Source organism: Chitinophaga sp. 9-1-y, from assembly GCF_059511905.2.
In genome coordinates this window covers 5,041,498-5,068,375 of the sequence record NZ_CM197955.1, presented here as the reverse complement: position 1 = coordinate 5,068,375, position 26,878 = coordinate 5,041,498, and the positions used below count along the sequence as shown (strand labels likewise).

Here is a 26,878-nt window from a genome sequence, read left to right as displayed (position 1 = left end):
TATGAGAAGATATCTCCTTATCACTATAATGGTCAATATAGGTTTCCAGGGTGCTGCGCAAAGTATTGCTGACCTGAAAAAAGACATGTATAACATTGCTGCTGATAAAACTGCAGGGCGTTTCACCGCCTCTGCCGGATACCTCAGAGCTGCAAAATATGTGGCCGCACAATTGAAAGCGTACAGCATAAAACCTGGTTGGAAACAAGACCGTGAAAGTACCTACCTGCAACCGGTTCCGTTCAGCTGGGATAATTATACCGGCAGCACATTGACGAGCAACAACAAAATATATCAGCATAATGCTCAAAACTTTATCGTTGTTAATCGTGGTACTGCGAAGGCGGGAAAATGGGTGGTCGCTTCAGCAGGGGATAAAGTAGCTGGAAATCCTGCAGGCATTATTTTGCTGCCAGAGCCGTCGAAAGATTGGGAAACAACGGTTATTCGTCAATATAGATTTGGATATATGCACTACCTGCCTGATGGTATGAGTCAACCTGAGGGGATTGCTACGATGATGGTGAGTCCATCAGTGGCAAAGGTATTGATGAAAGGTGATAGTGTGACAGTAAAACTAGTATACCGGGCCGAAAATAAAATAGGATATAATATAGTAGGTATAGTGCAGGGAGCAGGCCGGCCATCGCCACGCAGCACAATTATTATAGGTGCTCACCTGGATCATATCGGGCGTATTGGATCGCATATTTACAATGGTGCCAATGACGATGCCAGTGGATGTGTGGCTGCATTGGGTGCGGCTAAAATGCTGGCAGCACATAAAGGAAAGCATACCCTGATATTTGCTTTTTTCTGTGGCGAAGAACTTAATCTGAAGGGTTCCGCTTGGTTTGCGGATCACCTGCCGGTTCCACAAAGTACTGTTTCAATGATGATCAACCTGGAGCAGTTAGGTAGTAAACACCGTTCATTCGATGGTGTATGGGCATTAGGAGATACCGTTTTTAAAAAGGTATTTTACAAGGCCGGCTGTAATTTTACGATGCAGCAACTGCAATTCTCGGCGGTAGATTCCGTACAGGACATTTTGAGCAATACAGATTCCTACAGCTTCATGAATAAACATATTCCTTCGTTATTACTTGGCTCTGGCGGTTTCCCGGAACATCATACACCCGGGGATAAGATAGATTTGATTGATTTTAAACATCTAAAGAAAGCCACTTTTTTATTGAAAGCGTTGATAGAACAGTGAAACAGATCATAGTTGCATTGGGGGGATGCTTCTCCTGTATTATCTTTCCTGTTCAAAAAAGTCCTTTTTCTCTCCAATGGCTGTCCTTAAGCATTTCATTATCTCCTCATGAAAATCAGTGCCAGCTGCATTCAGCGGATCAATTGCCTTGACGAGTAGTGTTCTCAGGTTAAACAACTGTTCCCTGTTATACTTCTTTGACGCCTTTACCAGCTCCAGTTTCATCAGTTCTTCCTGCTGGTGCTGTTTGGGGTTAAATATTTCATTGATATGGCTGCATTGATGGCAAACGCCATTCTTGTTGATGAGTGCACACCGGTGCTCGAATATATCTGTCATTGTATTCCGTGCATCGTTTAACAGGTGCTTTATTACTGCTTCGGTTTTTTCCAGGATAAGGGCAATTTCTTTCACCTGGAAATCGTAAATATTCTTCAGGATCAGCGCTACCTGGTTTTCTATGGGTAATGTTTTAGAGATGCAGGTAAAGCAATAATCGATATGTTCTTTCATTTCATATGCGCCGGCGGGAGAAGTGTTATGCACTGCCCAGAATACTTCCCTGATTGCTGTTGAGCTGATGGCCAGGTCTGCAGCGCGATCCTGTGCATCCGGGCCCCATCTCTTTTGTTTGCGCAGATGATCATAGGCAAGGTTAGTCGCTATTTTGAACACCCATGTTTTTAGCGTTGCTTCTCCCTTAAAGGTGGCTATTTTGGTAAATGCTTTGAGGAAGGTATCATGTGTCAGGTCATCTACATCATTGCGGTTGGTGAGTAATCTATAGAGATAGGATTTCAGCTGGGGCTGAAATTCGGCAAACAACGACTGAAAGGCATTGATATCGCCGGATATGGCTGACAGGAGTATGTCTTCTCTTTCCATTTGGTGCATTGATGAATAAGAATAGGGCTACAGTCTTCCGCGGGAAGACCGTAGCCAAAGGAGTGATTTAATTTACTATAAAATGTTCAGCTTACCACAATCCACATCAACAATATGACTATTAAACGCTACGCCGGTGGAGGAAGCCAGGAAGGCGGCGGTGTCGCCAAGTTGCTGCAGAGAGAGATTCGTTTTGAGTATATCGAAAGCCTGATACTGCGCAATTAACTGCTCGAGTGGGATGCCTGATTCCTGTGCAGCAGCCCGGATCCAGCCGGAGATGCGTTTGGTTTCGATTAAAGCCCCCGAACAAATACAAATCACTTTGATGCCATGTCCTCCCCATTCGGTAGCCATGACACGGGTAAGTCCTTCGATGGCGGCGCTGGCTGCCGTGATACCTGCCAGGTTAGGCAATTTGGACCTGGATAGGGCCGCTGTGAGCAATAAGATAGTGCCTTCGGATTGACTTTGTATCATGTATTTGGCAGCTACCCGCGACGTCAGGAATTGAGAACCACAGATCTTTTCCATAGGCGCCATAAACTGTTGGAGGGTAGCCGTTGTTGTTGGCGGACGTCCTCCCATTTCATCATAGCCTACCCCAATGCCGTTGAATACAATATCTAACCGGCCATTTTCGGAGGTGACTTGTTGCAGGAAATGGTCGATGTCGTTTTCCCGGAGGGCATCTACTTTGACAGCTTCAGCATGGCCGCCATTGGCATTGATTTCCCGGGCCAGTGCTTTTACGGCGTCCAGGTTCCGGGCAGACACATACACCTTTGCCCCATGCTGGGAAAGCGACTTGGCAACAGCGCCAGCGATGTCGCCGGAGGCGGCAAATACAACGGCTACTTTGTCTTTCAGATTTTTCATTTTACATAAGTTTATTTTCCGACGAACAGGCAGGAAGAAACGATCGGAATTTTTAAAGAAAAATAAACGGACTATGTAAATGATTGAATATTATGTAGATAAATACGATGTGCCCATCCTCCTATATCGTCAACAACAAAAAACCTCCAATACTCCCTGTCAGGATAATCACCACCGTACTCAGGTGCTTAAAAATAAGCATCAACGCCAGGCAAACTACCAGTATCACAGCGCCCTGCCACCGCTCTACCGAAGCCGTGAATAAATGAAGCGCTACCACAGCTATAACGGAGATAGACGCTGCACTCAGCCCATCCAGGAAAAGCCGTATCCGCTCACTCTTTCGGGCAGAGGAGAGTAGCTTGTGGAGGAAGAAAGAGAGAAAAAAAGAAGGCAGGAATATACCTACTGTGGCAATAATACCTCCCGTAGTGCCGCCAATAAGATACCCGGCAAAGGTAGCACTGGACAGTATCGGCCCCGGCGTAATCTGGCCTACGGCAATGGCATCCATGAGCTGCTGGCGGGTGAGCCACTGATGGTGCCGTACCAGCGATTCATCCATGTAGGCAAACAATACGTAACCGCTGCCATATAGTACAGCGCCGATTTTAAGGAAGATGAAGAATAATTTACTGTTGGAAACACGGTCATCAGCCAGTAAAGGCACATATAGCAAAGCGGTGAATACCGTTAATTTGTTCTTTTGGGTATGTATGATGTAATTGAGTATCCCCGCTGCAATAATGAGTAGTACTTCATTCAGGCCATATAACGAACCGGCAAATACCAACAGGCATAGTACCACCAGGGTGATATTATTACGCAGCGTTTTTTGAGAGAGCCTAAACACGGTGCCTATCACCAACGCCGTGGTAGCGGGTCTTAGCCCATAGATGAAGTGCTGTACATCGGGTAAGGCACTGTATTGCTGATAGAAATAACCAAAAATCAGGCAGATCAGCATGGCCGGCAGGATATAACAGATGCCGGCTACCACCAACCCTATCCGGCCACCGCGTTCTTTTCCGCAGTGCATTACTACTTCCACTGCATTCGGCCCCGGAATAATATAAGACGCACTCAGTACATCCATAAAATGCTGGTGATCGATCCATTTACGCCTCACCACCAATTCGTTTTCTATGGTCGCTACCATGCCTGCTATGCCGCCAAATCCAATGGTGCCAAGCTTCAGGCAGGAGAAAGCAATTTCTTTTAGTTTAGTGAATTCATTTTCCGGACTATGATGAATGGGTTCAAACGACATTTCCTGGATTTAAATGTGTAATGCAAAATAGCTTTTAGCGTTTAGCCATTAGCTTTTAATGGAAATGCAGCGGAGTTTTTTTGTTAAAAGCTAATGGCTAAACGCTAAAAGCTACTTTGCGGTAAGGGCGGTTCCTTCGAACGCTATGCCTGACCAGCCATGCGCCATAAATTGACGGATATTCTGGTGATCCGTTTCATTTGGATGACTTAACACCGCCTGGTAATGTTCTGCAAATAAATAAAGGGTATCTTCTTTATCCAGGTTATTTAATTGGGCAAATGCAAAGACTTTGGCACTGCCCTGGTTTTGCGTGGCCTCATTATACGCATCCCCGTTTTTAAACGCAGTAGGCTGATGATGGTAATGATTTTCTATAAATGCAATCACCTCTTTAAAAGTAATAGATTGATTTTTTAACTGTTCAATTAAAGTAATAAGTTCCCCTTTCATCTGAAATATGCTATTGAAATTGATAAGAAGCCGGAATAAATTTTCGGCACACCTGGTTTTTTGTGCAAATCAAAAGTAATATTTAAAGTGGTAGTTGTCAACCAGTGGCGGAAATTGTTTTGGGACAGCTGAAATTGCTGTTTGGATTAGAATGGCCACTATGGCTGTTTTGTGGGTTGGGTGGATGCCGGTAGTAATATGCTCCTTTTGTAAGATAAACGCCGGGATAAAAGCATTTATTGCGTAAAAAAAATATACTGCGAAATGATTTTTTCACCCGAAGGCATTAGATACTTTTGGTGCCTCAGTACTGTTTTTTAACCACTATCTTCAAAATGAAAACTATGATCAATCAACCTGCATGGGTATGGAAATTTTCTGATATCGACCGGACCCTCTTTCCCCTGGTAGGCGGAAAAGGTGCAAACCTCGGAGAATTATATAAATTGGAAGGTATCCTGGTACCAGATGGGTTTTGTATTTCCACGGCTGTTTTTCAGCGTATCCTCAGCGATACATGGGTAGTGCATGATTTACTGGAGCAGTTATCGGATTTAAAAGTAACGGACAAGGAAGCGATACATGCGTTGAGCAGCAAGATTCGCAGCGCTATTGAAAGCGCCGTTATCCCCGATGATATACAAGCAATCATCAGGCATTTCCTTTCAGGTAAGGAGGGTACCGCTTTTGCAGTCCGCTCCAGTGCTACCGCGGAGGATCTGCCTACCGCATCTTTCGCCGGTCAGCAGGATACCTATTTGAATATTATCGGTGAGGCGGCCATCCTGCAGCATATCAGCTGGTGCTGGGCTTCGCTGTTTACTGAACGGGCTATTATTTACCGGATTCAAAATGGTTTTGACCACCGTAAAGTGCATTTGGCAGTGGTGGTACAGGAGATGGTGTTTCCTCAGGCAGCAGGGATTTTATTTACAGCCGATCCGGTAACGGGCAACAGGAATGTATCGTGTATTGATGCGGGGTATGGACTGGGAGAAGCCATGGTAGCCGGACTGGTAAATGCCGATCACTATAAGGTGCGCCAGGAAGAGGTCATTGAAAAGCAGGTAGCCATTAAGCAAGTAGCGATATACGCGCAAAAAGAAGGCGGCATCAAAGAAGTGACGCCAGACAAGGAATTACAAAGCAGGCAGGTACTCACAGCACCGCAAATACTTGTGCTTGCAGCCATTGGCAGCAAGATTGCCGCACATTTTGGTAGCCCCCAGGATATAGAATGGTGTTGGGCAGATGACACTTTCTATATTGTGCAAAGCCGCCCCATCACCACTTTATACCCGGTTCCGGAAGTAAACGATACCGCACCGCATGTGTATGTATCTGTAGGCCATCAGCAAATGATGACAGACCCCCTGAAGCCATTAGGACTATCGCTGTTTCAGTTAACGTCGCCAAGACCGATGTATACTGCCGGCGGACGGCTATTTGTGGATATAGCGCCTAATATGGCTTCTCCCAGCGGCAGGGCGGCTATCATTAATGCGTTAGGACAATCTGATCCACTCATTAAAGATGCCCTGATGACCCTGGTAGACAGGGATTTTATACCCTTGTTACCGGAAGAAGAAAAGAAGGAAGGCACCAGTGCAGCCACGCAATTATTCCCGGGCATACCTACTATCAGTGAAGGCGATCCGGCTATTGTGGCGGGTTTGATAGCCCGTAGTGAAGCATCTATTGCAGCGTTGTCGCAGCAGATGCAGACGAAATCCGGGGTAGCAGTATTCGATTTTATTTTGGAAGATCTGCACCAATTGAGAACCACCTTATTTGATCCGAAAATATTGGGCGTAGTCATCGCGGCCATGAATGCCTGCATATGGATCAACGAAAAAATGGAAGAATGGTTAGGTGAAAAAGGCATGGCGGATACTTTGTCGCAGTCGGCTCCCAACAATATTACTTCTGAAATGGGGCTGGCATTAATGGATGTAGCAGATGTGATCCGCCCTTACCCGGAAGTGATTGCGTACCTGCAACAACGTACCGATGACGACTGCCTGGATGGCTTAGAGTCGTTGCCCGGTGGGCATGTATCCCGGGAGGCTATCTATACTTATCTCCGTAAATATGGTATGAGATGTATTGGGGAGATAGACATCACCCGGACCCGCTGGAGCGAAAAACCGTCAGCCCTTGTTCCAATGATATTGAGTAATATCCGCAACTTTGAACCCGGTGCTGCCGCCAGGAAATTTGCACAGGGCCTGGAAGAAGCTGCCCAAAAAGAACAAATGTTATTGACTCGGTTGCGTGAACTGCCGGAGAGTGCGGAGAAAGTCAGCGAAACAAAGCGAATGATTGACATCATCCGGAATTTTGTAGGCTACCGGGAGTATCCAAAATATAGCAAGATTTGTCGCTATTACATATATAAACAAGCCCTGATGAAGGAAGTAGCCCAACTGATGCAGGCCGGTGTATTGCAGGAAAAAGAAGATATCTATTATCTCACATTCGAAGAGTTCAGGGAGGCCGTACGTACCCAACAACCGGATTATACGTTGATCGATCAACGAAAAGTGGCTTACCAGTTATTCGAAAAACTAACGCCTCCACGTGTTATGACTTCCGAAGGCGAAGTAATTGTCGGTAGGTATAAACACGAAAATATTCCCGCAAACGCCCTGGCAGGACTGGCTGTTTCTTCCGGTGTGGTGGAAGGACGCGCACGCGTAATTTTACGGGTAGAAGAGGCAGATATAGCAGCAGGAGATATCCTGGTCACCACATTTACGGATCCCAGCTGGACGCCGTTATTTGTAGCCATCAAAGGCCTGGTTACGGAAGTAGGCGGACTTATGACCCATGGCGCCGTGATTGCACGTGAATATGGATTGCCGGCAGTAGTGGGAGTAGAGCATGCCACTAAACTGATAAAAGATGGACAACGGATACGCCTGAACGGAACAAACGGATATGTAGAAATCTTATAAATGAAAACAGGGAATAAATCGTAGCCAGTAATGGCACGACTTATTCCCTGTCTCCCTAAAATTTATTTTTTTACCTGCGCGTTAAAAATCCCATTCAGCCAGCGCAACATAGCAAATATGACAGCGGCTGCACCTCCCAATAGCAGGAAGTTAACGAGGAAATAGTTCGCTTTGTTATCATAAGTATCCCATAGTGTAGCCAGGATACCGGAAAGTTTATTACCGATAGAAGTAGCCAGGAACCAGCCTCCCATCATCAGGGAAGTAATACGCACCGGGCTCAGTTTAGATACCAGCGATAACCCCATAGGGCTGAGGAATAATTCCCCTACGGTAATAACGCCGTAACAGCCGATCAGCCACCATGGAGAAGCCTTGATGGCGCCGTTGCTGCATACATACACCGCGCCAACCATCATCAGGGTGGATAATGCAGATATCAGCAAACCCCACGCAATTTTTGACGGCGTAGAAGGTTCGCGGTTGCGTTTCCGTAGTAAGGCAAAGAGTAATACAATCAACGGGGTAAGCGTAATAACAAAGAAAGGATTGATAGACTGGAACAGCTCTGTATTGTATAAACTGATACTTTGCCCTTCTGCCGGCATCTTCTCCGGCGCCACATTTCTGAAATAGGGCACCTTGTCCCATACTTTCGTTGGTTTGCCGGCAGCATCACGTATGACGCGGAATTCGATGTCGTACGCCGTAACGGAGTCCGGTTTATTGGTGACTGTTTCCACGAGATAAAGTCCTTTGGCCGGTTGCTCAATCACCGCCGGAATCTCGCGGTTAGTATAATATTGCGCCCAGGTAGTAAGTGCCGTACCATTTTGTTTGAATACCGCCCAGAATACAATAGATACCGCGAAAATAGCCAGCAGCGCTGATATCGGCTTGCGATCTTTGGCATCTGCCTTATATAAAAGCGATACAAAGAAGAAAAGGATGGGAATACAGGCGAAAATAAATGCATCGGTAGAATCAGATCCGAAGATATTGCCAGGAATAAACCAGGCGCCCAAACCCACTACAATGGCGGGAAGGAATACTACAGAGAAAATTCTGCTGAGTGGCATATCACCTTCCTGCATCGGTTTACGCACATCCGCATGTTTATAGTGCTTCATACCAATCACAAAAATCAATACACCGAGGAACATGCCTATACCTGCTGCAATAAATGCCGCACCCCAACCCACGGTATTCCGCAGGAAGGCCGCAAAAAAGTTACAAATGAAAGCACCGATGTTGATACCCATGTAAAAAATGTTGTAGCCGGTATCTTTACGACTACGATATTTTTCATCGTTGTATACATTTCCCAGTAAGGTGGAAATATTCGGCTTAAAGAATCCATTCCCAATGCAGATCAGGGCCAGCGACAAATAAAATACCGTGAGATGATGTACCGCTAGTCCGATATAACCAATACCCATTAATATACCACCAATAATAATGGATTTGCTATATCCTAATTTACGATCAGCGATTAATCCACCGAGAAAAGGCGTGAGATACACAAATGCAATGAAGGTACCGAAGATATCTGCTGCGGTAGCACGATCCATGCCCCAGCCACCTTTAGCCGTGTCTGTAAGGTACAACTGGAAAATACCCAGGATCAGGTAAAAACCAAACCGCTCCCACATTTCAGAGAGGAAAAGAAAAGGCAATGCCGCCGGATGATTACGTGGTTTACTCATAAAAAAGAAAATGCTATAGCAATGACATAGGTTATTTACGGGCGGTTACCGCCAAACCGCTAAAATAAGGGAAAGAAGTGAATAAAGGACATCTTCACATCGCTTATATGTAAGGATTGTGATATTTTAATTTATTAAAATAGATGCCTTTTTTCATGGTGAAAAAAGCTGCGATGAACAATAGCATATATTCTTATATAAGGCCATATCTGCTTTTGTATACCTGTTTTGTTGTATTTGTTAGCGATTTTTTATAGAAATGTTAAATGCTTTGTCAGTAAGGATTGCAAATGTATTTTTCTGGATTTTAATAATGATTTTATGTGTTGGCGCTGCATGTTGGCACAGCCTTTGCAAACTGCGGATTCGTTCTAACTCCGGTACCGTTTTTTGTTAGCAACGAATTGATTGTCGTAATGTGAAATTGATATTATTCAACCCAAAAAGGTTTTTTTTATGAGTACGTTTACAAACAGGATTTTTGGAAAATCTTTCTTATTAGCTTCATCAGTATTGGCGTTATCAACTGCTGCATTTGCACAAGACAGTACCCGTAGTAAGGTTGACCGCGTAACCCCTTTCAATGGAGTGAAAGATTATCGTACATGGTCCGTTGGTGCGTGGGGCGGTGGTTCTGCAGCATTTGGTCCTTTTGGTGGCCCATACTATTTCAACAACTTCGATTTTAATAATGTTGGTTTCGTATACGGCGGCTACGTGAAGAAGCAACTGTTACATAACTTTGGTTTACAGGCCGACTTCATGAGAGGACAAGTGAAAGGCGCTACCAAAGCATCTCAGCAACTCACTAATGGTATATCTACTTTTAAAACAGATATCGACTGGTCTGCATCTGTAAGTGGTGTGTTTAGCATTGCCAATATCAACTGGTTAAATAAACAGAGTTCCATTATTCCATACGTATCTGCCGGTGCGGGTGCGATTGCCTTTAAACCTACCGTTGCTACTGCTAATGGTACAGAAACGGCGGTATTGAATTCTGGTGGTGGTAATACACACAGAGAATTATTTATCCCGGTAGGTGTGGGTGCTAAATTTGTAGTGGCCCGCGGTGTTAACATCGACCTTGCTTACAACGTAAATTTCGTAAACAGCAAACAGTTTGATGGCATCGATAACGGTACCAAAGATAAATTCTCTACTGCCAGACTGGGTGTTGAATTTGCCCTCGGCAAAAAGAAGAAACCTCAGTTAGCCGTTGTAAATCCAGCTGCACAATTAGCCATGGATTTATGGGATAAAAATGCAGCCCTGAAAAATTCACTGGATGCAAGTGATTCCCGTAATCAGGCAGCTATCGACGGTCTGAAGAAAGAAGTAGCCGATATGAAACTGGATACAGATGGTGACGGCGTTCCTGATTACCTGGATAAATGCCCGAACACACCAGCTGGTACTAAAGTAGATGGTGCAGGTTGTCCATTACCAACACCTGTACAGGTAGTGAAAGAAAAAATTATCGTAACAGAAGCTGATAAGAAAGTAGTGAAAGATGCGATCGATAACCTGGAATTTGATCTGGGTAAAGCGACTATCAGACCTACCTCTTTCGCCAGCCTGGATAAAGTAGCCAGCCTGTTGGTAGAGAAAAACTTCAGCCTGAAATTAGCAGGTCATACTGACAATACCGGTTCTGCTACTACTAACATGCGCCTGTCTAAGGAACGTGCAGAAGCTATCAGATCATACCTGGTATCTAAAGGTGCCAATGCTTCCCGTATTGAAGCGGTTGGATATGGCTCTAATCAGCCAATTGCCTCTAACAAAACAGCTGCCGGACGTCAGCAAAACAGACGTGTAGAATTTACTTTATACTAATAGCAGTTTTTTTCCTTCAATAAAAAAAAGCGGTTCCGGGATTGGGACCGCTTTTTTTATGTTGGGAACCAGCCATAAAAAGTATTAATTTAGAACGGATTCAATGGACCAGTACTTATGACAACAGCGGAAAAAATCGCTTTTAAAAATAACCTGAAACAAACCGGACGTACACTAATACAGGCACGCATCGATATGGCGAAAGCAGCCATCGACAACGCACAGGCCGCTGCTAACAGCGAAGAAAAAAGTTCTGCCGGCGATAAATATGAAACCGGACGCGCTATGGGACACCTCGAGAAAGACATGCATGCCAGGCAACAGTCGGAAAATATAAAAGAGCTGGCACGCCTGGAAGAAGTAGATACGGATAAAGTGTATACAACAGCACAAACAGGCGCCTTTGTATGCTGTGAAGCACAATCCTTTTTTATAGCAGCAGGACTGGGAAAACAACTCATCACAGATCACACCGTATTTTTCCTGTCTCCCTATACACCACTGGCAAAATTATTATTACACAAAAAGGCAGGCGATCATTTCCTTTTTAATAAACAAGAAATACTGATCCTGGATATTTACTAATAAAAAACCATCATATGCACACTGATACCAAAGCATACAATGATTTGCTATCCCCGGCGGACAAGGCCATTGCACAACAGTTGGCGAAGGAAATTGATAAACATCTGCCGCAGGCGGAAAATAAAATATGGCACCGGCACCCGGTATGGTTCCTGGATGGTAATCCCATTGTAGGGTACAGTAAATTGAAAGATAGTGTACGCCTGCTGTTCTGGAGTGGCCAGTCTTTTGAAGAAGAAGGACTACAGCCTGAAGGAACTTTCAAAGCAGCGGAAGCCCGCTATACAGACGTCAAACAGATTGACAACACGCAGCTGGCCCGCTGGCTGGAGAATGCAGCCCGGATTCAATGGGACTATAAAAACATTGTAAAGCGCAAAGGAAAACTGGAGCGATTGTCCTGATATCGCTATTTATTAACACAAAAATTCCCCGCTAGCCCCGCGGGCTATCCAATTACGAAAAGTAAATCAGCGTTATTTATACTTTCGCGTGTTGCAATAATTTCCTGCTTTCCTTACTCACAAATGTGATAGGGACAAACTTGTCTGTAGGCGCTCCAATATAATACACTATCCACTCCGGATCATGGTGTGACAGCATTTCACTGATACAGTCGGCACGGTGTCCCATGGGATTGGTGCAGTCGTCCCAATAAAATAACTCTACCCGGTACCGTAGCTGTTGCTTCTGGTTGTTGATGGTAACTTCCACCTCTATTTCCTGTTTACCTGGAAGTGGCGGAATAGGAATGACAATGTGGCTCATACACTTGATGTTATAAAAACGTTACCACAAGAAGATTGCCATATCCCAAAAGCATATTGTTCGTTTAGTTATGTATTCGTTTTTTCTATAACTGTTCATACTGCCGGAAATGCCTGTCCGAAAACGGACATCCCGCGTGAACAAGATCTTTTGTATGGGTGTTAACAGGAACCACATTGATCACTATTTAAATCCAAAACCATGAGTAAGATTATCTTAAAAGACGGCACTGAGTTTTACTATAAAGACTGGGGTACCGGTCAGCCAATCGTATTTCATCATGGATGGCCGCTGTCGGGCGACGACTGGGATGGGCAAATGATATTTTTTCTGCAACAGGGTTATCGCGTGATTGCCCACGACAGGAGGGGACATGGAAGATCTTCTCCAACTGCGCAGGGGCATAACATGGATACGTATGCAGCAGATGTGGCAGAGCTTACACAGGCACTTGATTTAAAAGAGGCTATCCACGTAGGACATTCTACTGGTGGCGGAGAAGTGATTCGCTATGTGGCCAAACATGGAAAAGGTCGTGTAGCCAAGGCCGTATTGATCAGTGCAGTAACGCCTATCATGGTGAAAAACGATCAGCATCCGGATGGCGTGCCGATCGCTGTATTTGATGAAATCAGGCAAAATACGGCTACGCAGCGGGCACAATACTTCCAGGATTTCACGATTCCCTTTTATGGGTATAACCGGGAAGGGGCCAGGATATCTCAGGGTGTCAGAGATAACTGGTGGCGACAGGGAATGATGGGAGCGGCTATCGCACATTATGAATGTGTAAAGGCCTTCTCCGAAACAGATTTTACAGAAGACCTGAAAAGCGTAGATATACCGGTGCTGGTGCTACATGGAGAAGATGACCAGATTGTTCCTTTCGCTATCTCCGGTGCTAAAGCAGTTAAGCTCCTGAAAAAAGGACAACTCATTTCTTATCCCGGCTTCCCGCATGGTATGCCTACCACGGAAGCTGCTACGATTAATAAAGATTTACTAGCCTTTTTTAAAGCGTAAAGCATAAAGCAGAAAGCAAAAAGCAATTTTAGCGGGTGATCAAAGCGTTTATAATATCCGCAATGATCACCCGCTAAAATTGCTTTTTGCTTTCCGCTTTATGCTTTCAGCTCCACGTATAGTCGTTACGGTTAGCCAATTTGCCTTTCGCCCCAATTAATACCCGACTGGATAAGAAAAAAGCCATTGAAAATTTTCTTGATATTTATCAAGTGGACTATGCCGGACAAGTGCAATATTTGTGATGCTGATCGTTCAAATAAAAACGATGGTAATCTAAAACTGCTTATTTATGTTTATCGGACACTTTGGACTTGGGATGGCCACAAAAAAATTAGCCCCCACCCTTTCATTAGGAACACTGTTTATGGCTGTTCAGTTTTCTGATCTTGTATGGCCTACTTTACTGCTGTTGGGAGTAGAAAAGGTAGCATTACATCCGGAATTGGGCGGCACGAGAACCATTGAATTTATCAGTTACCCATTCACCCACAGCCTGGTAGGAGCATTAATATTGGGTCTCCTGTTTGGCGCTGTTCACTACGCTGTTAAAAGAAATTTCCGCAACGCCCTTATTCTGGGAGTGGCGGTATTGAGTCACTGGTTGCTGGACCTGGTAGTACACTTCCAGGATTTACCGTTAACCCCTGCTGCCGGCGCTGCCAAGGTTGGATTTGGACTCTGGTCGTCCGTTGCAGGAACATTAGTGGTGGAGCTGGTATTATTTATCACAGGTATAGTGCTGTATCTGCGGGCTACCCGGCCGTTGAATGCCAAAGCGAGAATTGTTTTCTGGATCAACATCGCTTTATTGATGGCAGTACAGTTATCTAACTACTGGGGTGATGCGCCGGCGAGTGTAATAGCACTGGCCTGGTCTGCACAGTTGCAGTGGTTGTTTGTGATATTAGGTTATTGGGCAGATAAGAATACCGAGCCAGTACTAGCATAACGATCATTAACAGATGGACACGCTACGGCGGGTCCATCTGTTAATTTATATTGATTTTTGTAGGCGCGGTGCCGTATTGCTTTCTGAAAGCAAATGAAAAGTGGGAGAGGTCCTCAAATCCCAGGTCCAGGTATATATCAGAAGGGCGCCGTCCTTTTTCCCGGATGAGGTAATGCGCTTCCTGTAGTCTTCTTTGCAGCAGCCACCGGCTGGGCGTTATATGAAATATCTTTTCGAAATCCCGTTTAAAAGTAGCCAGGCTCCTGCCCGTCAGATAGGCGAACCGCTGTAGTGGTACGTTGAAGTGAAAGTTTTTGCTCATGAATGCTGCCAGGTCTATTTTCCCCGGATCACTGAAGTCAAAAAGGATGTCTTTCAACATAGGATCCACTTTTAACAACAACAACACCGCTTCCCTGAGTTTCAACGTTACCAGCAGTACATCGTCCTTTTCATGTAGTGGGAGATAGGCGGGTAGCGAATCAAAATAATTTTTGAACAACGGATCCTGTGGTAAACGGATCACCGGTGAATGGCTGGTGGCCGTGGCGGCGGTATGTGCCGCCTCCATACTGAAGCTGCGTAAAAAGGGCTGATCAAACTGTACCGAAAGCGATTTGAATTCGCCTCCTTCCGGTGGTATCTTCTTAAACTTCATCAGGTGATTGCGCCGTCCTAACCTGTAGTCGCCCGGATGGAAGATATACGAGTGCTGTCCATCATTCATCTCCATGGTACCGGATACCTGGTAGCTGAAAACATATTCGGGTATGAACTGTTCGCCTTCCCGGTGCAATGTCGTGTAGCAGGAGGAGGCAACCGGAGAATGGTACTTGTGGAGTGAAGAAGTCGTCATATGATTAAAGGATCAGTCATCGGCGTCGGTAGAAATGCTCAGCGACCGCCATTTTTCCATTTCCTGTTGATTAGCTTCCATGGCTTGTTGCAGCCGGTTCACCGCATCGCTGCCTAATAGCAGGTGTATGGGTGGCGTGGGACTATTCACCAGTTGAAGGATGGCTGTTGCCGCTTTTGCCGGGTCTCCCGGCGGGTTAAAGTTACTGCTTTTAAACATTTCTGCTCTGGCGCCTACGGTGGTTTCGTAGCCAGGTATGGCAGGCGCGGTTGACATGGTGCTAAAAGCATCGGTACGGAAGCCTCCGGGTTCTACACTGCTAACCCGTATACCCAGTGGTAATACTTCTTTTGCGAGGGCTTCACTGAAGCCGCTTAATCCGAATTTGGCCGCCTGGTAAACAGTGAGTCCCGGATTGCCGGTTCTGCCGCCAATAGAGCTGATTTGCAGGATATGACCGGTCCGTTGTTGCCGCATGTGCGGCAATACAGCGCGGGTAATGGCAATAGGTGCGTAGAGATTGGTGGCCAACTGTAACGCTACCTGTTCATCGCTGTAAGCTTCTGCAGCGCCTAGAATGCCAAAGCCGGCATTGTTAACCAGCACGTCTATACGTCCGAATTTTGCGATGGTATTTGCTACTACTGTCCTGATATCCGCCTCGTTGGTAACATCCAGTTGCTGCGGGTAAATGTGTTCCGGGTATCGTTGTACCAGGTCGCCAAGGGTTTCCGGATTCCGGGCAGTAGCGGCTACCAGGTCGCCGCTGGCCAGTGCCACTTCCGTAATACTTCTTCCTAATCCCCGGGAGCTGCCGGTGATTAACCAAACTTTTTTCATCATCTTATCTTTTTGACAAAGGTCGGACCTTGGGAGAGAAAGTATTTTGTTAAAACGTTCATCATATTTTGTTGAAACGCTCAGAAGGTTTGTTGATATTTGTAGATATACCAGAAAATTTTAGGAGATAGCCAACAAATGGAAACCATCAGTAAAAAAATAATGATCCATGCGCCGGTGTCTGCTGTATGGCACTCATTAACAAGCCAGCAACGCATGACCACCTGGATGGGAGATCCGGAGATGGCATTGGAAATAATGACTACCTGGGAAGCCGGCAGTCCTATCGTGATCCGCGGTTTTCACCACACCCGGTTTGAAAACAAAGGCGCGGTGCTGGAATATGTGCCCGAACAGGTGCTGAGTTATAATTTCTTAAGCTCCTTATCCCGTTTGCCGGATATACCGGACAATCATACTGTACTCCGTTTTGTATTGCAGCCGGAAGGCACACATACACAACTTTCACTGGACCTTTCCAATTTTCCAACCGACACGATTTATCAACATCTCAATTTTTACTGGAATGGTACGCTGGCCATGTTAAAGAGGGAGGTGGAAAAAAGCAGCAGGTAAAGTAGCTTATTTCAGCGAGGGAAATAATAGCTAAAAATGGCCGTTGTGGTGGGCAGCCGTGGCCTGTACTTTTGTGGGATGAAATCATCCCTTGCTTTTACATTACCACTGATTTTTTGCATTGTCCTCCTGGCCTGCAAAAAAGAGGATACCAAAGATACCCCGGTAACACCTGTTACCCCGGTGACGCCCAAACCTGCCCCCAAAGCTGATTTTTCTTTTGCAGTAACAAACGATGGCACCTTACCCGGTATCGTAAATTTTACAGATGCATCTACCAATGCCACCACTTTCTCCTGGACATTTGAAGATGGGTTGTCATCAACAGAAAGAAATCCGCAACATTCATTTGCCGCAGCTGGCACTTATTATGTGAAATTGCTGGTAATGGGAGAGGGTGGAAAGGATAGCGTAGTGAAGACGGTCGTGATCACCGAAAGAGGGAAACCCTTACTGGATAAATCGGTGGCGGTATACCTGGTGACTCCCCGTGATAAAAAGTACAATGCCGACTACTATAATGTGCTGAAGCATACCATACTGGAGCTGCAAACCTGGTATAAAAATCAGATGGGCAACCATAAAACTTTTGTGCTGAATGCTTTCGTGGTGGATACATTAACCGGTGGGCACGACAGTACCTGGTACAATAGTAACAACGGCAGCATAAGCGGCACTGATCCCCGTTTTTATGGGTACTATAATACCTACCATGATGTGCAGCAATTGCTGGGAAATAAATTTAATACCAGCAACTATGTGTACTTCGTGTATGTAGCTGCTCCCGGAGGAGGGGCGGGCGCACCCGGCTTTTGTGCCATGGGCGACCAGGACCTGAAAGGATTACAGGGTACCAATGCGGAGAACTTCAATCCTAAAAGATGGATTGGTGGCGGCGGGCATGAGTTGGGACATGCATTCGGACTGGCACATCCAGATAGCCAGGATCCAGCTGCTATTATGTGGACTGGCTACGCCAATTATCCAAATTGTATTTTGCTGCCGGCAGATAAAGCCATATTGAATGCCAGCCCATTTTTCAGGTAATCACCAGGAGATGGTTTTTAAATATGGATGTTTGGGAGAAGTGAGTTAATTTTCCATCTCTAACGAACTGCTATGCGCATACTTTATCAGGGGGAACGGATTATTATCCGTGAATTTTTGCCCACAGAAATATCTTTGTTTACCACGCTTTTTGAAGATGAACGCGTAACGATGTACTTACCTTACCGGTCGCCGGAGCAATATGTCGAGATGTTTCATATAGCCCTGGAAGATTATCAGAAAGGACTGTTCAGTCGCTGGGCAGTTTTTGATGCTGTTACCCATGAATTTATCGGGATGTGCCTGGCACGATACTTTGCAGAAGTACCCCACCAGGTGGAAATAGGATATACGTTAAGTCCCGCCTGGTGGGGGAAAGGTATTGGCTCCGCCGTGAGCAGGGCACTGGTGGAATATTGTTTTGCCAACACTGATACAAACGAAGTGGTGGCGGTGACAGCGCCTGATAATATAGGCTCCCGGAAGGTGTTGGAGAAAACAGGATTTAAGCGCCTGCCTAATTTAGTGAGGGAATATGGGGAGGTCACGTATTTTGTGATACAGCGTCCTGCATAGTTTGGATCGCTACCTTTTTGTAAAATGATATCCGTATCATTTTTTTTTAAATCGATTTTGTTAATCCGTTTTAAGTTATCCGAAAATCCACTATTTTTATAGACGACCAGCTCAATCAGATTGAGCGCATATTTTGATATTCCTCATAATAACCATTTAAATATATGATTTGCCTGCATAATTCTTCAGATAGGTAGTCACCTGTTTTTTCATTGTTTTTGATATAGCATTTGCTCATAGGTAATGTGCCGGATTGTTATGTCCTGTTGCTAAGCAGGGAATGCATACAACGACTAATCGTTTCCACACTTTCTTATAAAACCCAAACACTTATTTACGTATGAGTTATTTACAGAGCCCGCGTTTGCAATTTTCGGGGAAGTTTCAGGCGGATCCATCCACCGTGAACAACGACCCGCAGCACTTTAATACTGCCCAGTTTCAAACCAGTTATGACATGCCCGGCCCGGGCGCCAGCAATGGCTGGTGGAATCCCAATGGTACCGGCGCCTGGCGCTTATATGATTGTTCCGTAAAGCGGGTATATTACCTGGATGGTACTTTTTGTGACGATCCCGCGCAAGACCCGGTGGTAGGCTTGCCTGTAACCGGTGCAGACGGCCGGGCAGAAGGAAAAATAGTGGACCTGGATCCGGAACAGCAGATGGTGTCTGAGTTGTGGGGCTTCCAGGTAATTGTAGGTAATGAGCATACGATTGGCTTCAAAGGCGATTTTAAAGAAGCTCCCTTTGGCGATATCTGGGTACGCTATCCACAAGGTCAGCCGGATTCCTTCTTTGGCGCCTTTTACCAGAGCATATTAAACATCAAAAACTGGGTGAACCTGGGAGAATCCCGCTTCCTGAAAGAGCTGGCTTCCGTATCCGCCACGGGAGTGGTACCAGAAAAACTCAGTATTAAATTCAATGTAGATGGTTTCCAGGATAATTCCTCTCAGCCTGATTTCACATTAGGCCGTGTGGTGGGCACCATTGGTCAGCAAGGAGTCAAAGAACCGGATTATTTTACCGCTGGCAGGATGCTCAGCGCAGTGCCAGGATCTCCTTTTACGGCAAATACCGCTTATTGCGTAGTAGATAATAATGTGTTAACGATCGACCTTGGTAATAGTTTGCCCTGCAAGAGCCCCGGCGGCCCTATGACAGATAACGGCAAGCTTTACCTCGGTGTAACGCCCGCCAACGGCGGCGCCCCTGTATCATTGGGTGAAATACGCTACCTCGATCCGGGTTGGTACACCCTTTCCGGCGGACTTGCTTCCATTACACTCACCCCTGATCAGGTAACATTGGTAGCCTCCAATCCATTGGCAATATTTGCAGGCTTCCCCAGTGTATTAACACCGATGGTGTTATCGGAAAACAGCGATGGTACTTTTCTGCGTGCAGATAAATTTGTGTTCCGCATGGATCCCGGAGAAAAAGCGGTCACTAAGTTTTATGCCACCGCCTTCGGTAAGCCACTGCCCAATGCACCTATCACGCTGATATATGACCCTACCACCATAGAAGGGCAAATCAAACAGGGGCCGGTATCAGGACCTACCAATGTAGGACAACCCCAGTCGGCCTTCACCTTTCCACTCAACCTCACCACGGGTACAGATGGTACCGTAGAACTGCCGATGACGGCGGCCAACCCTGGCAACCCCAGAAAGTATATCGACGGACAAGTATACGGAGTGGCCTACCAGCTGGGCACTACACCACCGGTAGTAGGGGCTGTCCAAAATGGAAATCAGTTGTTGAATGCATTGATATATACGGAGTATAAAATACCGGATGAACCTAACTGGGTAGAACATGTACAGCCCATTTTTCAACAGTATGCTGATCTGTACCCCGTGATGCGGCCTATTGTGGATCTGTCGGACTACGCACAGGTACGGCAGCGTATTAACATCCTGAAGAATGTTTTTCATACACCTATTTCCAGTCCTAACTATATGCCGGTTACCCGTGACCTGTCTGGTGGTAAGTTGCATATGATCCGTAAATGGCTGGATAACCCGGTGTACATGAACCTGGACTCTGCGGAAGACCTGCATAGGGCGCTGCAAACCGCTATTGAGCTGGAACACTCTACTATTCCGCCTTATCTGTGCGCTTTGTACAGTATTAAGCCTAATTGTAACATAGAAGTAGCCGGTTTAATCCGCAGCGTGGTAATGGAGGAAATGTTGCATATGGCGCTGGTATCCAACATCATGATTTCTATCGGTGGTAGCCCGAATATCAAGCATTCCCGCTTTGTGCCTAAATATCCGGGCTCCCTGCCTGGTGGGCTGCGTGCTGGTCTTACGGTGCGTTTAAGGCGCTGTTCTATTGACCAGATACGTGATTGCTTTATGTCGATCGAAGAACCGGAAGAAATTATCCAGCAACGTTTCCGTTCCCTGCGTCCGGCGCTGATGGGAGAAGAAAGCCTGTATACCATTGGCTGGTTCTATCAACAGCTGAAACAGGCATTGACAGATTTGAGTGGAGCAGGTCAGATAACGTTTGGTCATGCCGATAAACAGGTATCTGACTGGAGCGGCATGGGGAAATTATACGTGATCACTTCCCTGCAGGATGCCCTGGATGCTATTGATGAGATCATGGACCAGGGAGAGGGAACTAAAGCTACCAATCCATTTGATGGACAAGGAGAACTGGCGCACTACTACAAATATGCAGAAATAGTGGCCGGGCATCACCTGGTAAGCAACGGTGAAACCTATTCGTATACCGGTACGCCTATTCCATTTGACGAAAAAGGCGTTTACCCGATGGCCGATGATCCGCAGCCGGCCAATTATCCGAAAGGCTCTACCGCGCATATTTTGGCTACCCAGTTTGCACAAGGTTACCAGGCTTTGCTGAATGGCTTACACCGGACGTTTAATGGAGAGCCACATTTCCTAAGAGAAGCGATTGGCTCCATGTATTCACTGGACTTGTTGGCGCGGAAGCTGATGCAAACGCCTTCTGGTTTGAATGATGGTACTACAGCAGGCCCCGCATTCCAGCTGCCGTATGTAGTGTAGATAATTACGAATTACAAATTACGAATTACGGATTTGTGAGGAGATGGTAAACGCGAATATTATTCGTGTAGATCTCTACGCAAATCCGTAATTCGTAATTTGTAATTCGTAATTTCATTTTATGGAAACAATCAAATGGGGCATTATAGGTTGCGGCGACGTAACCGAAGTAAAGAGTGGACCGGCTTTTAATAAAGTACCACATTCTTCATTGGTAGCGGTGATGCGCAGGGATGCAGCTAAAGCAGCAGATTATGCGCAGCGGCATGGTGTACCGAAATGGTACAGTGATGCGAAGCAATTGATCGATGATCCGGAGGTAAATGCGATATACATTGCCACACCGCCGCTACAACATGAAGATTATACGCTCATGGCGATTGCCGCCGGTAAACCGGTATACGTAGAAAAACCTATGACACTCAATGCGGCGGCGGCCATTCGTATGAACGAAGCAGCTATCCGGCAGAACGTGAAGTTAAGTGTGGCACATTACAGAAGGGCGCAACCTGTATTTCTGAAAGTAAAAGCGCTGTTGGACAGTAATGCTATTGGCGCCGTTCGTTTTGCGTCGCTACAAATGTTACAGCCGCCTTCGACCAAACTGATTGCCAATACGGGCAACAACTGGCGTTTGGATCCGGCTGTTTCCGGAGGAGGGTTGTTTCATGATTTAGCGCCGCATCAACTGGATTTGATGATTTACTTTTTCGGGCCCCCACAGTATGCATCTGGAATAGCTCTGAACCAGGCGGGATTATCGCCGGCAGACGATTTCGTTACCGGGCATATCTTGTTTGAAAATGGCGTGGCGTTCGATGGTACCTGGTGTTTTTCAGTAGCCAAAGAAGAGCAGCAGGATCTTTGCAAAATAACCGGGTCGGCCGGTTCCATTACTTTCCCGGTGTTTGGGAGTAAGGTAACCCTGCATAAAGATGGGCTGTCAGAAACGTTTACGTTCGATGCGTTACCACATGTGCAGCAGCCTATGATAGCGGCCGTGACCAACTATTTTTTAGGACACGGGCCGAATCCATGTTCCGGGGAGCAGGCGATATTGTCTATGCAACTAATGGATAGTTTTACGAAACCGCGGTAGATATCTCCCGAAAAAAATTATATCAAATACCCTTTTTGATACCTGCAAGCCTGAGTTTGGGCATGTCAAAGAATATAATGATAGCATGAACAACCTATATTTAAGCATGGTGATGATCCTCTTACTGTTAGCCTGTTCGGGACGAGGTAATCATACCCCTTTTCCCGCTATCATCGATACCCTGGTGATAGAACATCATGAATGTACCGAGTGTTTGGACGCATACTTGCTGAAAGGACATATTACCTATCCTGATTCCCTAAAAAAAATGTATAACCAACAACGTGACATTATGTTAGCAGGATCCTCACCTTATGAAGGAGAAGAGATTGGGAATGCTATTTATGATAGTGAAATAGTGGTTACCGGGTTTTTCTATAAAGTTGATACTGCCAATGCTGTGGGTGATGTTCCTGTGTTTTACGTTATTAACTGGGAGAAACAGCAAAAAAGGAAAGTAAATTAGAAAAGAAAAGGCGTCTCCACCGGGACGCCTTTTCCTTTTATTGTGCTACAAAAACAGAATCATACCTGTTCACATAGAACGTATCAATGGCCGTTCGCGTGGGGATGAAGGCTGATTTGCGCCACACCCAGGTGTTGTGCTTAATGTTGAGTATAATGCTGGTGTCACTGGGAAGGATATACGCAGATTGCAATTGATCCTGCTGATTGATATATTTTATTTCGGTATTGATATTGATGGTATCTGGCCGGTTAAAATATAGTATTAACCTGGATTCATCCAGGTATTCCCAGGGCTTTGATGTGGTGAGTGACCGGTTGTATAAATTGCTGATGTACATATTACCGTATGCGCGGGCGTTAGCTACACTTCTTGGCATAGAGCGGTTGCCTGCCTGGTCAAAGGCATATACGGTAATGTCATAGGCGCCTTCCGGTAAGTTGGAGAGCAGGGCCTGCAGGGTGTCTTTTGGATTGCTGGATTTGGACATTATCTTCAGCGAATCTGACATATTGTTCCAGTAAATTACATAGTATTTTACGCTGGCATCTGGTGTGGGGCACCAGGTAAGCTGGATACGGTTTTTTCCCGGACCTCCAGTGATGACAGAATCAATTCCGGGATAGCGGATTTCTCCGTTGGGCACCAGTTGCCGGTAGTCGTCCCACTTTTTACAGGAAATAAGCAGGGCGCTGATAACTAGAAGGTATGAAAAGTATTTCATGTGGTCGCATGATTTAAATGTTATTGGATGGTACCCCAGAAGGTAATTTCCATAAAGTGGATGCGTGGGCTGGAAGACCAGCTTTCAATGAATTCCATCCGGATATATCTCACTGCAGGATTAGTGATGGGGAAGGTGAATTCTTCCCCGGCTTTGATGTAGTTGATATCTTCTTCCGTATTGGTACCCTGAGGGCTGCCGGAGGGCTTCCGGGAATTACATACCAGGAGCTGGGTCCAGCCATTAAAGCTGCCAGCAGGATCCGGGTTGTTGGAGCCGTACATGACCCATTTGGCAGGGTTGCCCCATTTATAGTAGAGTCCATCGTCTCTTTGCCAGAGTTTGAACCTGCTGAGTTTAGCGGTTACACCCAGGTCAAAGGTGATGTGTCCGGGGAGGGGAACCGGTTCGGGAGTATGATAACCGGAACCAAGGTTGTTGTCCCATATGTTGGAGAGTACCCAGCCATAAGCAGAAGGCATGTCGGTAGGGAGTACATAAGGTTGGAACTTCCCTTTATCCAGCATTTTTTCCTCGTAAGGCGACATTTCTTTGAACAAGGTATCAGAGTAGTTATTGAACTGATCTCTTACGTATATACCAAAGGTTTGTTTGGTGGTATCAAATCCCCTGGCGGCGAAGCGTCCACTGTCCGATGCGGTGTAGAAGGTTTCCGTAGGTGTGAATTCGCCGTTTTTATTGCGTACAATAATGGAGATTGCGATATTGGCTTTGGTGGGATTAGTGAAAGAAGCACTTACGCCACCAAAGTCTTCCTGCATGAGCAGGTTTTTGTATACGATACGGAAGGCTGGAGTATCTACATTCACTTTTACCACCAGCGGATCGGACTTGACTTCTCCACTATTGACCGTATAAATGGATACAGGGTATTCTCCTTTATTATTAAATCCATCCACGGTAATGCTGTTGCCATAGCGGGAAACTCTCGCCTGGCGTTTTAAGGTAGCGTTTACATTGTATTCTGCCATGACGTATTGGATGTCGGGATCAGCAGGTAGTGTGTAGCTGATGGTAGCGGTGCCTTTCCCGTTAACAACAGCTACATCTTTCACTACATTAGGTTTGGGGCCTCCGGTGGAAAGTGGCTTGCGCGTTTCCATTTTGGTGCAGCCATATAGCAGTACCAGTAACAGGACGAAAGGCAGGCGGAAAGTATTGATTGCATTCATAAAAATTTGTTTACTGGTTTACCATCCTGGATTTTGAACGAGATTAGGGTTTACGGTCACGGTATTCTCTGATAAAGGCCATAGATAGTCTTTCAGAGAAAAGCTGGGTGTATACAGTACTTTGATACGATAGTAATCTTCCGCTTCTGTTCCAATGATATTCCAGCCGGTGATTGGTTGGTTGATATATTGTGCGGCTGTTTTCCAGCGGCGTATGTCCCAGAATCTTTTGCCTTCAAAGGCCATTTCTATCATTCTTTCCTGTTGGATGATATCCCGTAGCCCTTCTTTGGTGCCGGGTTTGGTAGGTTTGGTAGAATTATTCTGCCAGGAAGTAACTACGCCTTGTAGTCCTGCCCGGGCTCTTACTTTATCGATATAATTGTAAATGGTAGCGGAGGGTCCGGCAGATTCGTTTAATGCTTCTGCATAGAGCAGGTATAGTTCGGCGAGGCGCATCATGGGCCAGGGGTATCCTTGTACCGTATACTCTTTTTCGGTGTAAGCGTTGTTAAAGTTGACCAGTTTTTTTGGCCAGTAGCCGGATACGCTGAAGTTGGTACCCACGCCGCTACCTGCTGCTTGTTTCAGTTTAGATTCTACCCAAAAAGGATTGTTGTCGTCCAGTCGGCCGGAACCATACCAGATGGCGCCGTCAAAGCCGAGGTCGGCGTAGTAGCGGGGTTCGCGGTCAAAGTTAATTTGTGCTGTCGTATAGCCGTTCTTGATATAAAAGCGATAGTCTGCGTTGGATTGTCTTAACCGGGTATAGCGGTTACCGAAATCGTAGGAGCGGTCTTCCGAAATAGGTACGCCGTTGCTGCTGTAAAACAGTTCTGTCATGTTGATAGGCACGGCCAGGTTTTGTTTCACGGTGCTGTTGGCGCCCAGTGGGCTGAGATAGCATTGTGCATTTACTTGCATACCCCAGTCGGAGTATGAATTGGAGGCACCCCAGATAATTTCGGAATTCCATTTTTCAGTAATAGCACCACGGATACTCATTTGAGTGAGCGTGGTGTCGGAAAGTGCATAGGTTTGTACCCGGGGAATATATTTATATAGCTTCAGGCCGAGTGCGTCACAGGCATCGATGGCCACTTTACAGGCGGCAGCAGCCTTGTCCCATTTTTCTGCGGAAAAGGTAGGATTGAATAAAGCGCTCCCATTTTTATTTTTGAAATTGCCGTAATCAGGATTCCCGTTGAATAATGGGCTGGCTGCGGTAACCAGTACCTCTGCTTTTACGGATAGTGCAATTGCTTGTGTGATGCGTCCTAATTCCTCGGTTTCATTCATCAGCACAGAAGGCAAATCAGGTGCAGCTTCATCCAGCAGCGATACAATGTAGGCCACTACCTCGTCTACCGGTGCACGGGATATCCTGGATTCCTCTGGCGACGCAGAGACGGGCAGGTTATTTTTGATCAGTGGAATAGGACCATACATTCTGAACAGCCAGTAATGATAATAGGCTTTCAGGAATTTAACTTCTGCAATCCATCTTTTGCGTTCCAGGTCAGTGAGGTCGGGTACCTTGTTTATGTTTTCGAGGAAGATATTACACTCGCGTAGTGCCCTGAAGGAGCCTCCTTCCCAGAAGTCGCAGATAGGAGATACCCTGTTTTGTTGTCCGAGCAAAATTCCGGCATTGTATCCGGCAATATCGCTGTAGTTGCGGTAGCCAGGATAGTTGGTAATCAGTTCATCGCTGCCCAGCAAAGCCGGATTACCGGAGAGAGAGCCTAACGGAGGCATGCTACTATAACAGGTGAAAAGATACTTTTGTGCTTCCAGCCTGTTACGGAAGGCATATTCCAGCGTAGCTACGTTATCAGGTACGATGTTCAGGAATTTTTTACAGGAAGTAAGGCCAGCCAGTATAAGTATAAAACAGATCAATCGTTTCATGGCGC

At 45.9% G+C, this 26,878-nt stretch carries 24 protein-coding genes; 13 read left to right on the top strand and 11 right to left on the bottom strand.

The genetic code is table 11. The features are described from left to right. The first annotated feature begins 1 nt into the window (after nt 1). A complete protein-coding gene (locus AC5ZC7_RS19920) occupies nt 2-1,219 on the top strand; it encodes a M28 family peptidase (protein WP_496157140.1) in 1,218 nt (405 codons plus the stop codon). A gap of 39 nt (nt 1,220-1,258) precedes the next feature. On the opposite strand, the gene AC5ZC7_RS19915 is transcribed toward AC5ZC7_RS19920, so the two are convergent. The 4 genes from AC5ZC7_RS19915 to AC5ZC7_RS19900 form a co-directional block, all read right to left on the bottom strand. Further along, a complete protein-coding gene (locus AC5ZC7_RS19915; protein WP_496157141.1) occupies nt 1,259-2,104 on the bottom strand; it encodes a sigma-70 family RNA polymerase sigma factor in 846 nt (281 codons plus the stop codon). Nucleotides 2,105-2,179: 75 nt separating this feature from the next. Beyond that, entirely contained in the window at nt 2,180-2,983 is an 804-nt protein-coding gene (locus tag AC5ZC7_RS19910; RefSeq protein WP_496157142.1) for an SDR family oxidoreductase, read from the bottom strand. 121 nt (nt 2,984-3,104) lie between these two features. Further along, nucleotides 3,105-4,253, bottom strand: a complete 1,149-nt coding sequence (chrA, locus tag AC5ZC7_RS19905; protein ID WP_496157143.1) for a chromate efflux transporter — start codon at nt 4,251-4,253, stop codon at nt 3,105-3,107. Between the two features lie 111 nt (nt 4,254-4,364). Then, complete coding sequence (locus tag AC5ZC7_RS19900) at nt 4,365-4,706, bottom strand: HopJ type III effector protein (RefSeq protein WP_496157144.1); 342 nt, start codon at nt 4,704-4,706, stop codon at nt 4,365-4,367. A gap of 344 nt (nt 4,707-5,050) precedes the next feature. On the opposite strand from AC5ZC7_RS19900, the gene ppsA reads away from it, so the two are divergent. Further along, nucleotides 5,051-7,663 carry a phosphoenolpyruvate synthase gene (ppsA, locus tag AC5ZC7_RS19895; protein WP_496157145.1) on the top strand — a complete coding sequence of 871 codons (2,613 nt, stop codon included), beginning with the start codon at nt 5,051-5,053 and terminating at the stop codon, nt 7,661-7,663. Nucleotides 7,664-7,725: 62 nt separating this feature from the next. Here the strand turns inward: ppsA and AC5ZC7_RS19890 are convergent, their stop codons facing one another. Next, nucleotides 7,726-9,369 carry an oligopeptide:H+ symporter gene (locus AC5ZC7_RS19890; RefSeq protein WP_496157146.1) on the bottom strand — a complete coding sequence of 548 codons (1,644 nt, stop codon included), beginning with the start codon at nt 9,367-9,369 and terminating at the stop codon, nt 7,726-7,728. Between the two features lie 456 nt (nt 9,370-9,825). On the opposite strand from AC5ZC7_RS19890, the gene AC5ZC7_RS19885 reads away from it, so the two are divergent. The 3 genes from AC5ZC7_RS19885 to AC5ZC7_RS19875 all read left to right on the top strand — a co-directional run bounded on the left by AC5ZC7_RS19885 (nt 9,826) and on the right by AC5ZC7_RS19875 (nt 12,197). Then, nucleotides 9,826-11,208, top strand: a complete 1,383-nt coding sequence (locus tag AC5ZC7_RS19885; RefSeq protein WP_496157147.1) for an OmpA family protein — start codon at nt 9,826-9,828, stop codon at nt 11,206-11,208. A 117-nt stretch (nt 11,209-11,325) separates the two neighbouring features. Next, nucleotides 11,326-11,793 carry a hypothetical protein gene (locus AC5ZC7_RS19880; protein ID WP_496157148.1) on the top strand — a complete coding sequence of 156 codons (468 nt, stop codon included), beginning with the start codon at nt 11,326-11,328 and terminating at the stop codon, nt 11,791-11,793. Between the two features lie 14 nt (nt 11,794-11,807). Beyond that, nucleotides 11,808-12,197, top strand: coding sequence for a DUF1801 domain-containing protein (locus AC5ZC7_RS19875; protein ID WP_496157149.1), 390 nt, complete (start codon nt 11,808-11,810; stop codon nt 12,195-12,197). Between the two features lie 76 nt (nt 12,198-12,273). Here AC5ZC7_RS19875 and AC5ZC7_RS19870 read toward each other — a convergent pair whose 3' ends face one another. Next, on the bottom strand, nt 12,274-12,561 hold the full coding sequence (locus AC5ZC7_RS19870; RefSeq protein ID WP_496157150.1) for a hypothetical protein: 288 nt from the start codon (nt 12,559-12,561) through the stop codon (nt 12,274-12,276). 201 nt (nt 12,562-12,762) lie between these two features. Here AC5ZC7_RS19870 and AC5ZC7_RS19865 point away from each other — a divergent pair, with 201 nt between their 5' ends. Together AC5ZC7_RS19865 and AC5ZC7_RS19860 are read left to right on the top strand one after the other, a co-directional pair. Continuing rightward, nucleotides 12,763-13,584 (top strand): alpha/beta fold hydrolase, encoded by an 822-nt coding sequence (locus AC5ZC7_RS19865; protein WP_496157151.1) that lies wholly within the window; start codon nt 12,763-12,765, stop codon nt 13,582-13,584. A gap of 292 nt (nt 13,585-13,876) precedes the next feature. Continuing rightward, entirely contained in the window at nt 13,877-14,536 is a 660-nt protein-coding gene (locus AC5ZC7_RS19860) for a hypothetical protein (RefSeq protein WP_496157152.1), read from the top strand. A 40-nt stretch (nt 14,537-14,576) separates the two neighbouring features. On the opposite strand, the gene AC5ZC7_RS19855 is transcribed toward AC5ZC7_RS19860, so the two are convergent. Both AC5ZC7_RS19855 and AC5ZC7_RS19850 read right to left on the bottom strand, forming a co-directional pair. Continuing rightward, the gene (locus AC5ZC7_RS19855; RefSeq protein ID WP_496157153.1) at nt 14,577-15,392 is read right to left on the bottom strand and encodes a helix-turn-helix domain-containing protein; all 816 of its coding nucleotides are present in this window, start codon (nt 15,390-15,392) and stop codon (nt 14,577-14,579) included. A 12-nt stretch (nt 15,393-15,404) separates the two neighbouring features. Then, nucleotides 15,405-16,235 carry an SDR family NAD(P)-dependent oxidoreductase gene (locus AC5ZC7_RS19850; RefSeq protein ID WP_496157154.1) on the bottom strand — a complete coding sequence of 277 codons (831 nt, stop codon included), beginning with the start codon at nt 16,233-16,235 and terminating at the stop codon, nt 15,405-15,407. 135 nt (nt 16,236-16,370) lie between these two features. Between AC5ZC7_RS19850 and AC5ZC7_RS19845 the strand changes: the two genes are divergently transcribed. The 6 genes from AC5ZC7_RS19845 (at nt 16,371) to AC5ZC7_RS19820 (ending at nt 23,045) form a co-directional block, all read left to right on the top strand. Beyond that, on the top strand, nt 16,371-16,808 hold the full coding sequence (locus tag AC5ZC7_RS19845) for an SRPBCC domain-containing protein (protein ID WP_496157155.1): 438 nt from the start codon (nt 16,371-16,373) through the stop codon (nt 16,806-16,808). A gap of 78 nt (nt 16,809-16,886) precedes the next feature. Further along, nucleotides 16,887-17,855 carry a PKD domain-containing protein gene (locus AC5ZC7_RS19840; RefSeq protein WP_496157156.1) on the top strand — a complete coding sequence of 323 codons (969 nt, stop codon included), beginning with the start codon at nt 16,887-16,889 and terminating at the stop codon, nt 17,853-17,855. 72 nt (nt 17,856-17,927) lie between these two features. After that, nucleotides 17,928-18,431, top strand: coding sequence for a GNAT family N-acetyltransferase (locus AC5ZC7_RS19835; protein ID WP_496157157.1), 504 nt, complete (start codon nt 17,928-17,930; stop codon nt 18,429-18,431). A gap of 340 nt (nt 18,432-18,771) precedes the next feature. Then, nucleotides 18,772-21,480, top strand: a complete 2,709-nt coding sequence (locus AC5ZC7_RS19830; protein ID WP_496157158.1) for a ferritin-like domain-containing protein — start codon at nt 18,772-18,774, stop codon at nt 21,478-21,480. 121 nt (nt 21,481-21,601) lie between these two features. After that, nucleotides 21,602-22,579 (top strand): Gfo/Idh/MocA family oxidoreductase, encoded by a 978-nt coding sequence (locus AC5ZC7_RS19825; protein ID WP_496157159.1) that lies wholly within the window; start codon nt 21,602-21,604, stop codon nt 22,577-22,579. Between the two features lie 85 nt (nt 22,580-22,664). After that, nucleotides 22,665-23,045, top strand: a complete 381-nt coding sequence (locus AC5ZC7_RS19820) for a hypothetical protein (RefSeq protein WP_496157160.1) — start codon at nt 22,665-22,667, stop codon at nt 23,043-23,045. Nucleotides 23,046-23,082: 37 nt separating this feature from the next. Here the strand turns inward: AC5ZC7_RS19820 and AC5ZC7_RS19815 are convergent, their stop codons facing one another. The 3 genes from AC5ZC7_RS19815 to AC5ZC7_RS19805 are packed head-to-tail and all read right to left on the bottom strand — an operon-like array spanning nt 23,083 to nt 26,873. After that, nucleotides 23,083-23,769: a DUF4998 domain-containing protein gene (locus AC5ZC7_RS19815; protein WP_496157161.1), complete on the bottom strand. Its 687-nt coding sequence runs from the start codon at nt 23,767-23,769 to the stop codon at nt 23,083-23,085. A gap of 20 nt (nt 23,770-23,789) precedes the next feature. Next, nucleotides 23,790-24,962, bottom strand: a complete 1,173-nt coding sequence (locus AC5ZC7_RS19810; RefSeq protein ID WP_496157162.1) for a DUF5000 domain-containing lipoprotein — start codon at nt 24,960-24,962, stop codon at nt 23,790-23,792. A gap of 18 nt (nt 24,963-24,980) precedes the next feature. Continuing rightward, a complete protein-coding gene (locus AC5ZC7_RS19805) occupies nt 24,981-26,873 on the bottom strand; it encodes a RagB/SusD family nutrient uptake outer membrane protein (protein ID WP_496157163.1) in 1,893 nt (630 codons plus the stop codon). Nucleotides 26,874-26,878: the final 5 nt, after the last annotated feature.